The sequence below is a fragment of the Phenylobacterium sp. J367 genome, from assembly GCF_024699985.1.
In the GTDB taxonomy this organism is placed as follows: domain Bacteria; phylum Pseudomonadota; class Alphaproteobacteria; order Caulobacterales; family Caulobacteraceae; genus Phenylobacterium.
Genome location: NZ_JAJONA010000001.1, coordinates 1,563,139 through 1,576,553, shown reverse-complemented (window position 1 = coordinate 1,576,553; position 13,415 = coordinate 1,563,139). Strand labels below are relative to the sequence as shown.

At 71.5% G+C, this 13,415-nt stretch carries 13 protein-coding genes; 5 read left to right on the top strand and 8 right to left on the bottom strand.

The window, feature by feature from the left end; genetic code table 11:
* Positions 1 to 4: 4 nt before the first annotated feature.
* The 3 genes from paoC (at position 5) to LRS04_RS08515 (ending at position 5,397) form a co-directional block, all read left to right on the top strand.
* Positions 5 to 2,203, top strand: a complete 2,199-nt coding sequence (gene paoC / locus LRS04_RS08525; RefSeq protein ID WP_257815984.1) for an aldehyde oxidoreductase molybdenum-binding subunit PaoC — start codon at positions 5 to 7, stop codon at positions 2,201 to 2,203.
* 86 nt (positions 2,204 to 2,289) lie between these two features.
* Positions 2,290 to 4,614 (top strand): PAS domain-containing sensor histidine kinase, encoded by a 2,325-nt coding sequence (locus LRS04_RS08520; RefSeq protein WP_257815983.1) that lies wholly within the window; start codon positions 2,290 to 2,292, stop codon positions 4,612 to 4,614.
* Positions 4,615 to 4,680: 66 nt separating this feature from the next.
* Positions 4,681 to 5,397, top strand: a complete 717-nt coding sequence (locus LRS04_RS08515; protein WP_257815982.1) for a DUF899 family protein — start codon at positions 4,681 to 4,683, stop codon at positions 5,395 to 5,397.
* Positions 5,398 to 5,509: 112 nt separating this feature from the next.
* Here the strand turns inward: LRS04_RS08515 and LRS04_RS08510 are convergent, their stop codons facing one another.
* Positions 5,510 to 6,484 (bottom strand): S1C family serine protease, encoded by a 975-nt coding sequence (locus tag LRS04_RS08510; protein WP_257815981.1) that lies wholly within the window; start codon positions 6,482 to 6,484, stop codon positions 5,510 to 5,512.
* A 380-nt stretch (positions 6,485 to 6,864) separates the two neighbouring features.
* Between LRS04_RS08510 and LRS04_RS08505 the strand changes: the two genes are divergently transcribed.
* Positions 6,865 to 7,104, top strand: a complete 240-nt coding sequence (locus LRS04_RS08505) for a hypothetical protein (protein ID WP_257815980.1) — start codon at positions 6,865 to 6,867, stop codon at positions 7,102 to 7,104.
* Positions 7,105 to 7,175: 71 nt separating this feature from the next.
* Here the strand turns inward: LRS04_RS08505 and LRS04_RS08500 are convergent, their stop codons facing one another.
* The 7 genes from LRS04_RS08500 to LRS04_RS08470 form a co-directional block, all read right to left on the bottom strand.
* Positions 7,176 to 7,496: a 2Fe-2S iron-sulfur cluster-binding protein gene (locus tag LRS04_RS08500; RefSeq protein WP_257815979.1), complete on the bottom strand. Its 321-nt coding sequence runs from the start codon at positions 7,494 to 7,496 to the stop codon at positions 7,176 to 7,178.
* A gap of 32 nt (positions 7,497 to 7,528) precedes the next feature.
* Positions 7,529 to 8,785: an NAD(P)/FAD-dependent oxidoreductase gene (locus tag LRS04_RS08495; protein WP_257815978.1), complete on the bottom strand. Its 1,257-nt coding sequence runs from the start codon at positions 8,783 to 8,785 to the stop codon at positions 7,529 to 7,531.
* A 61-nt stretch (positions 8,786 to 8,846) separates the two neighbouring features.
* Positions 8,847 to 9,629 carry a succinate dehydrogenase iron-sulfur subunit gene (locus LRS04_RS08490; protein ID WP_257815977.1) on the bottom strand — a complete coding sequence of 261 codons (783 nt, stop codon included), beginning with the start codon at positions 9,627 to 9,629 and terminating at the stop codon, positions 8,847 to 8,849.
* A 13-nt stretch (positions 9,630 to 9,642) separates the two neighbouring features.
* The gene (gene sdhA, locus LRS04_RS08485) at positions 9,643 to 11,430 is read right to left on the bottom strand and encodes a succinate dehydrogenase flavoprotein subunit (protein ID WP_257815976.1); all 1,788 of its coding nucleotides are present in this window, start codon (positions 11,428 to 11,430) and stop codon (positions 9,643 to 9,645) included.
* A gap of 4 nt (positions 11,431 to 11,434) precedes the next feature.
* Positions 11,435 to 11,827, bottom strand: coding sequence for a succinate dehydrogenase, hydrophobic membrane anchor protein (sdhD, locus tag LRS04_RS08480; protein WP_257815975.1), 393 nt, complete (start codon positions 11,825 to 11,827; stop codon positions 11,435 to 11,437).
* Positions 11,827 to 12,078 (bottom strand): succinate dehydrogenase, cytochrome b556 subunit, encoded by a 252-nt coding sequence (gene sdhC, locus LRS04_RS08475; protein ID WP_257819036.1) that lies wholly within the window; start codon positions 12,076 to 12,078, stop codon positions 11,827 to 11,829. The genes sdhD and sdhC overlap by 1 nt, the downstream gene beginning before the upstream one ends.
* The gene (locus LRS04_RS08470; protein WP_257815974.1) at positions 12,053 to 12,235 is read right to left on the bottom strand and encodes a hypothetical protein; all 183 of its coding nucleotides are present in this window, start codon (positions 12,233 to 12,235) and stop codon (positions 12,053 to 12,055) included. Before LRS04_RS08470 ends, sdhC begins: the two co-directional genes overlap by 26 nt.
* A gap of 179 nt (positions 12,236 to 12,414) precedes the next feature.
* Between LRS04_RS08470 and LRS04_RS08465 the strand changes: the two genes are divergently transcribed.
* On the top strand, positions 12,415 to 13,296 hold the full coding sequence (locus LRS04_RS08465) for a LysR substrate-binding domain-containing protein (RefSeq protein WP_257815973.1): 882 nt from the start codon (positions 12,415 to 12,417) through the stop codon (positions 13,294 to 13,296).
* The last annotated feature ends 119 nt before the right edge of the window (positions 13,297 to 13,415 follow it).

Genomic DNA, 13,415 nt, shown 5'->3' with positions numbered 1-13,415 from the left:
TCCCATGAAGTTCGACACGCCCGCCGCCACCAACCCGATCGACCAGCTGAAGGTCGTGGGCCAGCCCGCCGACCGGATCGAGGGCCCGCTGAAGGCCACCGGAACGGCGCCCTACGCCTATGAGCGCCACGACGCGGCGCCGAACGCCGCCTACGGCTACGTGGTCGTCTCGACGATCGCCAGGGGCCGCATCCGGTCCCTGGACGCGAGCCGCGCGCGCCGCGCGCCGGGCGTGCTGGCCGTGATCACCGCCGAGACCGCAGGGCCCTTGGACAAGGGCCAGTACAACACCGTCCGGCTGCTCGGCGGCCCGGAGATCCAGCACTACCATCAGGCCCTGGGCGTCGTGGTCGCCGAGACCTGGGAACAGGCGCGGGCGGCCGCGGCCCTGGTGCAGGTCCAGTACCAGGAGGCGCCGGGCCGCTACGATCTTGCGAAACTGAAGAACGCCGCCGCCGTCGCCCCGCCCGGCTTCGGCGGCCCGCCCGACACGGCGCGCGGCGACTTCGACGGCGCCTTCGCGAGCGCCCCCGTGAAGCTCGACGCGACCTACTCCACGCCGGGCCACGCCCACGCCATGATGGAGCCGCACGCCACCGTCGCGGCCTGGAACGGCGACCAGCTCACCGTCTGGACGTCCAACCAGATGATCGACTGGAGCCGGGGCGACCTCGCTAAGACCCTGAAGATCCCGAAGGAGAAGGTGCGCCTCGTCTCGCCCTTCATCGGCGGCGGCTTCGGCGGCAAGCTTTGGGTCCGGGCGGAAGCCGTGCTGGCGGCCCTGGGGGCGAAGGCGGTGAACCGGCCGGTGAAGGTCGCCCTCACCCGCCCGGTGATGTTCAACAACACCACTCACCGGCCCGCGACCATCCAGCGCGTGCGGATCGGCGCCACGCCGGACGGCAAGATCACCGCCATCGGCCACGAGAGCTGGCAGGCGGACCAGGAGGGCGGCAGTTCCGACCCCCACGTCAACCAGACCCGCCTGCTCTATGCCGGCGCCAACCGCATGACCCGGACCCGGCTCGCGAAGGGCGACCTGCCCGAGGCCAACGCCATGCGGGCGCCCGGCGAGGCGAGCGGCATGATGGCGCTCGAGATCGCCATGGACGAGATGGCGGAGAAGCTGGGCCTCGACCCCGTGGATTTCCGCATCCGCAACGACACCCAGGTCGATCCGGAGAAGCCGCACCGGCCGTTCTCCCAGCGCCAGTTCGTTCAGTGCCTGCGCCAGGGCGCCGACCACTTCGGCTGGAGCGCCCGCAACCCTCGGCCGGGCCAGACCCGCGACGGCCGCTGGCTGGTGGGGCTGGGCGTCGCCGCCGCCTTCCGGGGCGCGCCGGTCCAGACGTCCGCCGCCCGGGTGCGGCTGGAGGCCGGCGGGCTGTTGGTGGTCGAGACCGACATGACCGACATCGGCACGGGAAGCTACACCATCATCGCCCAGACCGCGGCCGAGACGATGGGCGTGCCGCTGCACCATGTGCGCGTGCGCCTGGGGGATTCCGACTTCCCGGTCTCGGCGGGTTCCGGCGGCCAATGGGGCGCGGCCAGCTCCACCTCGGGCGTCTACGCCGCCTGCATGAAGCTGCGCGAACAGGTGGCCGGCAAGTTCGGCTTCGATCCCGGCCAGACGGCCTTCCAGGACGGCCAGGTCCGGTCCGGCGGCAAGGCCTTCCCGCTCGCCCAGGCCGCCGGCCTGGTGGCCGAGGACGCCATCGAGTTCGGCAAGCTCGGCGAACAGCAGGAGCTCTCGACCTTCGGCGCCCACTTCGTGGAGGCGGCGGTCGATCCCTACACCGCCGAGATCCGCGTCCGCCGGATGCTGTCGGTCTGCGCCGCCGGCCGGATCCTCAATCCGAAGTCCGCCCGCAGCCAGGTGATCGGCGCCATGGTGATGGGCGTCGGCGCGGCCCTGATGGAAGACCTGGTGGTCGACAAGCGCCGCGGCTTCTTCGTCAATCACGACCTCGCGGGCTACGAGGTGCCGGTCCATGCCGACATCCCGCACCAGGAGGTGATCTTCCTGGACGAGGTGGACCCGGCCGCCTCGCCCCTGAAGGCCAAGGGCGTCGGCGAGCTCGGGATCTGCGGCGCGGCCGCGGCCGTCGCCAACGCGGTCTACAACGCCACCGGCGTCCGCGTGCGCGACTATCCCGTCACCCTCGACAAGCTGCTCGCCGGCATGCCGCAGGTGGCCTGACACCGGGCGCAGCCTGCGGCGCGCGGCCACCCCCGCAAATCGGCGGGGTGGGTTACTCTCCGAAGGGGGTGATTCGGAGTTCAGGGTTGAGCGCGGACCAACTGATCCTTGCGGCGGCGGCGGGTGCGGTCTCGCTCGCCATCTGCGCGGTCCTCTGGGCGCTGATCCAGCGCCGCCACGCGCAAGGCCGGGTCGAGGCCCTGGCCGAACGCCTCGCCGGGATCGAGGCCCGCGCGGAAGCCGCCCAGGCCTCCGCCGAGGCCTTCGATTCCGCCCTGCTCGCCGTCGAGGACGGCCAGGCCATGCTGGCCTCCGGCGAGGAAAGCCTGGTCACCTGCGCCGAGGCCCTGGGTCTGACCGAAGCCGATCCGCAGGGGCTGGTGAACGCCCTGATGCGCGCCGATCCCGACCATTCGCGGCGGCTGCGCGCGCTCTTCGAGCGCGGCGAGGCCTGCGCCTTCGAGGTCCAGGGGCCGAAGGGCGCCGTCACCGTCGAGGGCCGCGCGGCGGGCGCGCTCGCCTGGCTGCGCCTTTCCGGGGCGCTCGGCGAGGACGCCGCGCTCCCGACCGCCCCGCGCTTCGCGGCCTTCCTCAACGCCCGCGCCTGTCCGGCCTGGATCGCCGCGGCGGACGGCTCGCCGGTGTGGGTGAACCGCGCCTGGCTGGCCGCCGTCGACGCCGCCAGCCTGGACGAGGCCGCCGCCCGCGGCGCGGCCTTCGACAAGGGCGCCGACGCGCTTGCCGCCGAGGCCGCCAATCTCGGCCAGGTCCGCGACGCCGTGCGCTGGGCCACCGTCGGCGGCCGCCGCCGCGCCTTCCGCGTCGTCGCCCAGCCGCTCGAGGGTGGCGGGGTCGGCGTCTTCACCGACGACGTGACCGAGCTCGAGGAGTTCAAGGAGAACCTGCGCCGCAACGTCGAGGCGCACGACGAGACCCTGAACCACATCGCCGAGGCCGTGGCGGTCTTCAGCCACGGCAAGAAGCTGATGTTCCACAACACCGCCTTCGCCGAGCTGTGGGGCCTGGAGCCCGCCTGGCTGGGCGAGCAGCCGACCCATGGCGAGATCCTCGACCGCCTGCGCCAGCGCCGCCGCCTGCCCGAGACCGCCGACTACGGGAAGTGGAAGGCCGCCGAGCTTGAGCGCTACGAACAGCTCGGCCCTGCCGCCGACGACCTCTGGAGCCTGCCCGACGCCCGCACCCTCAAGGTCGTCCGCCAGCCGCACCCCATGGGCGGCCTCCTCCTGCTGTTCAGCGATATCACCGGCGAGCTCCGTCTGAAGGCGCAGTACAACGCGCTCATCCAGGTGCAGCAGGCGACGCTCGACAAGCTGAACGATGCGGTGGCGGTGTTCGGGTCGGACGGCAGGCTCAGGCTGCACAACGACGCGTTCCAGCGGTTTTGGGCGATCCGGCCGCAGGCGCTGGAGGCGGCCGGCGACTTCGAGGGCGTGGTCGAGCTCTGCGTGCCGAAGCTCCACGACATGGGCTTCTGGCGCGAACTGAAGGGCCGCGTGGCCGACCCGGACCCCAGCGCCCGGGCCCCGATGTCCGGCGAGATCAAGACCTCCGACAGCCGGATTGTCGCCTACCAGTCCCGCCCGCTCCCCGACGGCGCGACGCTGATCGCCTTCACCGACGTCACCGACGCCCGCAAGCTGGAGGGCGCGCTGGCCGCCAAGGAGGCGGCGCTGGCCGAGGCCGAGCGGCTGAAGCGCGATTTCGTAGGCAACGTCTCCTACGAGCTGCGCACCCCGCTCACGACGATCATCGGCTACTCCGAACTGCTGGAACGCTCCGGCGACGGCCTGTCGGAACGCGGCCGGGCGCACGCCGCGGCCGTGAAGTCCGCCGCCACCCAGCTCGCCCGGTCCATCGATGACGTGCTCGACATGGCCCAGATCGACGCCGAGGAGATGGCGCTGGACCTGGAGGACATCCGGGTCGCCGACCTGCTGCTGGCCACCGCCGCCCGCTGGCAGGCCGAGGCCGAGGCCGCCAAGGTCTCCATCGTCGTCGAGCCGTCAGAGGGCCTCGGCCTGATCCGCGGCGACGTCCGCCGGCTCAGCCAGATCCTCGACCACCTGGTGGAGAATGCGCTGGGCCAGACGCCGGCCGAGGGCACGGTGACCATTGCCGCCCGCAAGGCGCTGGGCGAGATCCAGCTGCAGGTCTCCGACACCGGCCGCGGCATCCCCTTCCACGTGCAGGCGCACATCTTCGACCGGTTCATCGGCCGCGAGCGGGGCGGGCCCGGGCTGGGCCTGGCCCTCGTGAAGGCGCTCACCGAGTTGCACGGCGGCTGGGTGGCGCTGGAGAGCGAGCCCGGCGCGGGCGCCACCTTCACCTGCCACCTCCCCGAGGAGGCCCAGGCCGCCGCCGCCCAGCCGGAGCTCGGCCTCAGCGTCTAGGCCGATTGTCGGAACGGCCGGGGGATCGCCGTCTTACAGTCGGATGCCCGCCTACGGAGGCCGCAGATGAACGCCCCTACCCCCACGCTCGCCCCCGCCACGGAGCTCGCTCGCCGCAGCGCCTGGACGATCCCCGGCGAGAGCGACGCCTACCGCGCCGCCCGCACGGCCCTGCTGGCCGAGGAGATCGAGCTTCGCCGCCACATCGAGGCGGTGGCCGCCCAGCGCCGCGCCCTGCCGCCCGGCGCGGCGATCGACCCCACCCGCTACCGCTTCGAGGCCGAGGACGGGACCCTGACCGACCTCGCCGGCCTGTTCGGCGACAAGGCGACGCTCGTCGCCTACTCGGCCATGTACGGGCCCGACCGCGCCCAGCCCTGCCCCATGTGCACCAACTTGGTGGGCGCCTGGGACGGCAACGCCCAGGACGTCGACCAGCAGGCCAGCCTGGTGTTCATCGCCCGCGCGCCGATGGCGAAGCTGAAGGCCTGGAAGCGCGACCGCGGCTGGCAGCACGCCCGCCTCTACCGCGACCTCACCGACGCCTACTCCATCGACTGGAAGGGCGTCAGCCCGGACCGCACCGAGGACTGGGCGGCGATCAACGTGTTCCGCAAGGACGGGGCGGAGGTCCGCCACTTCTGGTCCGGCGAGATGGGCCCGGAGAGCGTCGACCCCGGCCAGGACGGCCGCGGCGCCCCCGATCCCGCGGCGCTCTGGACCATCCTCGACATGACCCCGGAAGGGCGGCCGGACGGCTGGTACCCGAAGCTCAGCTACTAGGCCAAGACCCTCTCCCTACCCTCTCCCTCTCGGGCTTCGCCCGGGGGAGAGGAGGTGATGGCGCGGGCCTCGCAACCCCACGCCTCGCCCCCCGCGTAGCGGAGAGAGAGGGCTAATTACCGCGCGGCCACTTCAGCAGCTTCGTCCGGTCCGCGGAGCGCACCTCCACGTCGAACACGTCGCCCTCGCGGGCCAGCGTCAGCGGCGCCACGACCCCGGCCGGGCCCAGCGCCCAGAGCTTCTGGTAGAAGTCGGCGAGGTCGGCCACCGGCTGGCCGGCCACGGCCAGCACCATGTCCCCGGCCTTCAGCTCGGCGCGCGCCGCCGGGCTCTGCGGGCTCGTGCCGACGATCACCACCCGGTCCTGCATCTCCTGGGCCAGCACCCCCAGCCATGGCCGGGGCGCATGCGGCGCCTTCCCGCGGGCCAGGTCGTCGAGGATCGGCGGCAGGAGGTCGATCGGCACGAACATGTTGATCGGCTTCGGCCCCTCGCGGCTGCGGGCCTCCAGGCTGAGTGAGCCGACGCCCACCAGGTCGCCCTTGGCGCCGATCAGCGCCGCCCCGCTCCAGTGCGGATGGCCGGGCTCGGTGATCAGCGCGTCGTCGAGGAGGTATTCCCAGTAGCCGGCGAAGGGCATGCGGGTCAGCACCTGGCCGGCCGCCGCATGGGTGCGCCCGCCGGCGCCGGCGATCACCACGGGGCTCTCGGCGCGCAGCTGCCTGGAGTCCCCCAGGGGCAGGGCGGGCAGGCCCAGCGGCTCCAACGCCTGCACCACGCCGAAGCCGGTCACCGCGTCGACGCCCAGCGGATGGGCCGCCACCCGCGCGCCGTCGTTGAGGGTCAGCGTCACCTCGGCGGCCTCGGTGATCAGGTAGCCGATGGTGAGGACAAGGCCGTTGGCCCCGATCACCGCCCCGTTGCCGAGGCGCTCGGTCCCGAGGATCGGGGCGGTGAAGGCGTCGGGCGCCACCCGCGCCTCCAGCGCCACCACCGAGTTCAGCGCCTGCTCCAGGTCGAAGGCGCAGTCCCGCGCCTGCGGCCGAAGCTCCGCCTCCACCTCGTATCCGTCGAATGGCCGGGCCAAGCTCAAGCCTCCAGGTGCTCAGGCCCCCTAATGTCGGCCCGCGGGCCGGGCGGCACAAGTGACGAGGGTCGCGTGGGCCAGGGTGAGCGTCTCCGTGCCTGTTCCTCCCCCCACCGGGACAGGGGCCCCGAAAGGGCGGAGGGCGGCCCGCTCGGACGCCGGGACCGACCCTCTCGGTCGCTTCGCGACGAGAGGCCGTGAGTCTTCCATCACAGCCTCCCCGCCGCCCCTCTTGACCCATCGCCTCCGCCGCCTAGATCATCGGCCATCGCCGCCCTGCGGCGGCGCTTGGAGAAAGGCTCAATAAGCTGGAGACGAAGCCGTGCGACTGGCGACCACGGAACATCTCATCCATTCGCAGGGCCTGAAGGCCCAGGGGTTTGGGCGCCCTGCTCGCCCGCGGGATCCGCCCGGCGGTCGGGTTCACGAGCCCCGACGACGTCCTGAAGGACCCGCACCTTACCCACGGCCAGAAGCGGGAGATCCTGTCGTCCTGGGCGTCCGACGCCTCGGCCGTGCAGGACGAGCCCACCCTGCGCTGGCTGCTCGGCACGCCTGAGCCGGTGGCCTATGCGGAGGTGCGCGAGGCGCTGCTCAGGCTGGATCGGGCGCGGCACTGACGGCGGGCCGCCCTGCGGCTCCCCTGGGTCCCGGATCGCCGCTGGCGCGGCGTCCGGGATGACAGTCTGGCTTAGTGCTGGCTCTCCGGCATGCGGACGACCAGGCCGTCCAGCTCGTCGCTGACCTTGATCTGGCAGGAGAGGCGGCTGTTCTCCTCGACCCCCTCGGCGAAGTCGAGCATGGACTCTTCCATGGCCGACTTGGTCCCGGTCTTGCCGGTCCAGGCGGGGTCCACATAGACGTGGCAGGTGGCGCAGGCGCAGGCGCCGCCGCAGTCGGCGTCGATGCCGGGGATGTTGTTCTTCACCGCGCCTTCCATCACGGAGAGGCCGGTCTTCACCTCGATGGTGTGTTCGGTCCCGTCGTGCTCGATGTAGGTGATCTTGGCCATCGGTGAATCCTGCCCTCTACGCGCCGCCGCCCTTATCCCTGGGCGACGACCTCTTTCATGGAAACGGCGGGGTCGGCAAGCTTCGCCTTGTCCACCGGCTTTCGGTTGAGGATGAGCTGGCGGCCCATCATGAACTCCGGCGGGGCGTTGATCGCCTCCACCGACTGGATGCGGTCCCCGGCCAGGTGGAAGACGGCGAACTTCGCCGTGGCGGGGTCGCCGCGCACCAGGATCTCGTCGACGTCGAAGGCGTAGCCGGCGATCTGGAGCTTCAAGTCGTACTGGTCGGACCACTGCCAGGGACATTCGCCGGCCGGGGCGGGGCGCCCGGCGATGGCGCTGGCCGCCTGCTTGGCCTGTTCCAGCGCATTGGGCACGCTTTCCATGCGGAACATGCGGCCCCCGTAGATCGGCATGGGGCGGTGGGCGACGTCGCCGATGGCGAAGATCGCCGGGTCGGAGCTGCGGGCTTCCAGGTCGACGACGACGCCGCGGGCGACGTCGAGGCCGGCGTCGCGGGCGAGCTCGTCGTTGGGCTGGGCGCCGACGCCGACCACGGCGGCGTCGCAGGCGACGACGCGGCCGTCGGCCAGGGTGACGCCGGTGACGTGACCCGCCTCATCGCCCGTGAAGCCGACGACGGAGCAGCCGAGCTCGAAGGTCACGCCGTGCTGTTCGTGGTAGGCCTGGAAGAAGGACGACAGCGTCTCGCAGGCGACGCGGGCCAGCAGGCGATCCTCGCGCTCGAAGACGGTGACCTCGGCGCCCAGAGCCCGGCCGGAGGCGGCGACCTCCAGGCCGATGTAGCCGCCGCCGACGACGGCCAGCTTCTTGCCCGGACCGACGGCGGCCTTCAGCTGCTCGGCGTCGTCGGCGGTGCGCAGGAACATGACGCCCTTGAGGTCCGCGCCGGGGATCGGCAGGGCGATGGCCCGCGCGCCGGTGGCGAGGACCAGGTGGCCATATGGAACGACCGTTCCGTCGGCGAGCTCGACGGTCTTGCCGGCGCGGTCGATGCGCACGGCCCGCGCGTTCGGCCGGAAGTCGATGTCCGCCTCGGCGTACCACTCGGCCGGCTTGAGGGCCAAGCTGTCGGCGTCGGCCTCGCCCTTCAGCCAGGCCTTGGAGAGCGGCGGGCGCTGGTAGGGGGCGTGCGGCTCCTCGCCGATCAGGACGATGGGGCCCGCGTAGCCATACTGGCGGAGCAGGGCCGCGGCCGTGCCGCCGGCATGGCCGGCGCCGACGATCACCACCGCCCCGTCCGGAGCGCGCTCGCCCTCAGTGCTCATGGACCCTCGTTGCCGAAAAATGACGCCCGCGTCAACTTGGTGCGCGCGCCGGCCTCCCGGATCAGGTCATCCGGTCGGCGAGCATCTTCTTGACCTCGGAGATCGCCTTGGCCGGGTTCAGGCCCTTGGGGCAGACCTGGGCGCAGTTCATGATCGTGTGGCAGCGGTAGAGCTTGAAGGGGTCCTCGAGGTCGTCGAGGCGGTCGCCGGTGGCCTCGTCGCGGCTGTCGATGATCCAGCGGTAGGCGTGCAGCAGGGCGGCGGGGCCCAGGTACTTGTCCTGGTTCCACCAGTAGCTGGGGCACGAGGTCGAGCAGCAGGCGCACAGGATGCACTCGTAGAGGCCGTCGAGCTTCTCGCGGTCCTCGGGGCTCTGCTTCCATTCCTTCTGCGGCTCGGGCGTCTCGGTCTGCAGCCAGGGCTTGATGGAGGCGTACTGGGCGTAGAACAGCGTCAGGTCGGGGATCAGGTCCTTGATCACCTGCGAGGCCGGCAGCGGGCCGATCTGGCAGTCCTTGCCTGGGACCTCTTCCCACCCCTGCGTGCAGGCCAGGGTGTTGCGGCCGCCGATGTTCATGGCGCAGGAGCCGCAGACGCCCTCGCGGCACGAGCGCCGGAAGGCCAGCGTCGGGTCCACGGTGCTCTTGATGTGGATGAGCACGTCCAGAACCATCGGCCCGCAGGCGTCGACGTCCACGTCATAGGTGTCCCAGCGCGGGTTCTCGTCAGTCTCGGGGTCCCAGCGGTAGACCTTGAAGGTCTTGACCTTCCCGGCGCCGGCGGGCGCCGGGAAGTGCCGGCCTTTGCCGATCCGGGAGTTCTTCGGCAGTACGAACTGAGCCATGGGGCGCGCGTCCTCAGTACACCCGCGCCTTGGGCGGGATGTAGGCGATGTCGTTGGTCATGGTGAAGTTGTGCACCGGCCGGTAGTCGATCTTCACCTTGCCGGTGGCGTCGTCGAACCAGGCGAGCGTGTGCTTCTGCCAGGTCTGGTCGTTGCGGTCGGGGAAGTCCTCGTGGGCGTGGGCCCCGCGGCTCTCCGTGCGGTTGGCGGCGCCGTTGACGGTGACGATCGCCTGGCCGACGAGGTTGTCGAACTCCAGCGTCTCCATGAGGTCGGTGTTCCAGATCATGCCGCGGTCGGTGACGGCGATGTCGCCGCGCTTGGCCTGGACGGCGGCGAGCCGCTTCACGCCCGACGTCAGGCTCTCCGAGGTGCGGAAGACGGCGGCGTCCTCCTGCATGGCGCGCTGCATCTCGAGCCTGAGCGCCGCCGTCGGCGTGCCGCCGGAGGCGTGGCGCAGGCGGTCGAAGCGGGCCAGGTGGCGCTCGGTGTGGTGCGGTTTCAGCTCCGGCTGCTTGTCGCCGGCCTTGATGGTGTCGGCGGCGCGGAGCGCGGCCGAGCGGCCGAACACCACGAGGTCGATCAGGCTGTTGGAGCCCAGGCGGTTGGCGCCGTGCACCGAGACGCAGGCGGCCTCGCCGACGGCCATCAGGCCCGGCACCACCTGGTCGGGGTTCTTGCCGGCCTTGGTCACTACCTCCGAGTAGAAGTTCGTGGGGATGCCGCCCATGTTGTAGTGCACCGTCGGCAGCACCGGGATCGGCTCCTTGGTGACGTCGACGCCGGCGAAGATCTTGGCGCTTTCCGAGATGCCCGGCAGGCGCTCGGCCAGAACCGCCGGGTCCAGGTGGTCGAGGTGCAGGAAGATGTGGTCCTTCTTCGGGCCCACGCCGCGGCCTTCTCGGATCTCGATGGTCATGGCGCGGCTGACCATGTCGCGCGGCGCGAGGTCCTTCACGGTCGGCGCATAGCGCTCCATGAACCGCTCGCCCTCGGAGTTGGTGAGGTAGCCGCCCTCGCCGCGCGCGCCTTCGGTGATCAGGCAGCCGGCGCCGTAGATGCCGGTCGGGTGGAACTGCACGAACTCCATGTCCTGCAAAGGCAGACCGGCGCGGAGCACCATGGCGTTGCCGTCGCCGGTGCAGGTGTGGGCGCTGGTGCAGGAGAAGTAAGCCCGGCCGTAGCCGCCGGTGGCCAGGATCACGAGCTGCGCCTGGAAGCGGTGCAGGGTGCCGTCGTCGAGCTTCCAGGCGGTGACGCCCCGGCAGACGCCTTCGTCCATGATCAGGTCGAGGGCGAAGTACTCGATGAAGAACTCGGTGTCGTGCGCCAGGGACTGGCCATACATGGTGTGCAGCATGGCGTGGCCGGTGCGGTCGGCCGCGGCGCAGGTGCGTTGGATCGGGGCCTCGCCGTAGTTCTTGGTCATGCCGCCGAAGGCGCGCTGGTAGATCTTGCCGTCCTCGGTCCGCGAGAACGGCACGCCCCAGTGCTCCAGCTCATAGACCGCGGCCGGCGCGTTGCGGCAGAGGTATTCGATGGCGTCCTGGTCGCCCAGCCAGTCCGACCCCTTGACGGTGTCGTACATGTGCCAGCGCCAGTCGTCCTCGCCCATGTTGCCGAGGCTGGCCGAGATGCCGCCCTGGGCCGCCACCGTGTGCGAACGGGTCGGGAAGACCTTGGAGATGCAGGCGGTCTTCAGCCCCGCCTGGGCGCAGCCGAGCGCGGCGCGGAGGCCCGAGCCGCCGGCGCCGACGACGACGACGTCGTACTTGTGGTCGATGAATTCGTAGGCCGACATGGCTTCAGGAGACCCCGCCGCTGAACGCGACTTTCAGGATGGAGAGGATCGAAAGCGCCCCGGCGAGGCCGCAGACGAAGAGGTTGAGCAGCAGCAGGCCCGCCTTGGACAGCGTCTTGTGGATGTAGTCCTCGACCACCACCCGCAGGCCGTCGTGCATGTGCCAGAAGCTGACCGCGAACAGCAGCACCAGCAGGGTGGCGTTCACCGGCTGGGCCACCCACTGGACGGCGTAGGCGTAGTCGTGGGCCGCGAGCCGCATGGCCGCGAAGACGCCCCACAGGCAGAGCGGCACAAGGGCGATGCCCCCCACCCGCTCGCCGAGCCAGGTTCCGACCCCGTGGCCGGCGGCGCCCAGGCCGCGGGCGCGGGAGAGCGGCGTACGATAGCTGGCCATCAGACCGCCCCCGTCATGCCGGCGATCACCCAGACCGCGATGGTCGCCGCGATGGCGAAAGCCATCACCACCACCGCCGAGGCGTTGGCGCTCTTGATGTCGAGCCCGTGGCCCAGGTCCCAGACCACGTGCCGGATGCCGTTGGCCAGGTGGTAGAACAAGGACAACGTCATGCCGAACAGCACGAATTTGCCGATCGGCGAGCCGAGCACCGCCTTGAACGCCTCATAGGCCTCCGGGCCGCTGGCCAGGGAGACCGCCCAGGCCGCCGCGATCAGGGGCGCCCAGGTAGAGGCCGGAGCCGGTCACCCGGTGCAGGATCGAGGTCCACATGGTGATGTGCCATCGCCAGACCTGCAGGTGGGGCGACATCGGTCGGGCGCGGGGGCGCCTTGTGGCGTCGGTCATGATCTAGCCGCTCGCTCTCATGTTTGGAGGCGGCTCCGCTTTTAAGCCGCCCCGGTAGGCTGTCAACGAAGGCCCCGGCGCGCGGGGCCCCACCTTCGTAATCGCCGAACCCTTGGCGGTTTCGCCTCGCTTCGCAATGCGTGATTGCTGTAGTGATCCTTCGCGAAGGACGAAGGATCATGCGGTTCGACCTGACCGACCTCAGGCTCTTCTGCGAGGTGGTGGACGCGGGCTCCATCACCGGCGGCGCGGAGCGCAGCGCGCTGGCGCTGGCCGCCGCCTCCACCCGCATCCGGCACATGGAGGAGAGCCTGGGCGCGGCCCTGCTCTCGCGCTCCCGCCAGGGGGTCACGCCGACGCCGGCCGGCCGCATGCTGCTGAAGCACGCGCGCGCCATCCTCGACCAGAGCGCCCGCCTGCGCGACGACCTGGGCGCCTTCTCCGGCGGGGCCGGGGGCGAGGTCCGGGTGCTCGCCAACACCAATGCGCTGACCGAATTCCTGCCCGAGGCGCTGTCGTCGTTCCTGACCCGCCACCCGCACGTCAGCGTCGACCTGGAGGAACGGCTCTCGGACGAGATCGTCGGCCTGATCGCCGAGGGCGTCGGCGACGTGGGCATCGTCGCCGGCACGGTGGAGGTGGGCGCCCTGCAGGTCTTCCCGTTCCGCTCCGACCGCTTCGTGGTGGTGACGGCGAAGGATCACGCCCTGGCGGCCCGGCCGAGCGTCAGCTTCGCCGAGGTGTTGGACTACGACTTCATCGGCCTGGAGCGGTCGAGCTCGCTGCAGCGGTTCCTGGCCGGGAAGGCGGCGCGGGAAGGCCGCCCGATCCGGCTGCGCGTCCAGCTCCGCAGCTTCGACGCGGTCTGCCGGCTGGTGGAGTGCGGCGTGGGCGTCGGCGTCGTGCCGGCCACCACCGCGGCGCGCGCGGCGAAGACCATGGACCTGGCGATCGTGGCGCTCGCCGACGACTGGGCAGTGCGCGACCTGAACATCGTCGTCCGCGCGATGGACGACCTGCGGCCCTACGCGCGGGAGCTGGTGGAGAGTTTGAGGGGGTGAGCCCACCCCCTCCCCTTCAGGGGAGGGCGGACGGCGCGAAGCGCCGCCGGGTGGGGGTGTGTGGCCAGGCTCCGCATTGGGCGAAGAGCGCCCCGTCCTGAGGCGCCGGGCCCGAACGC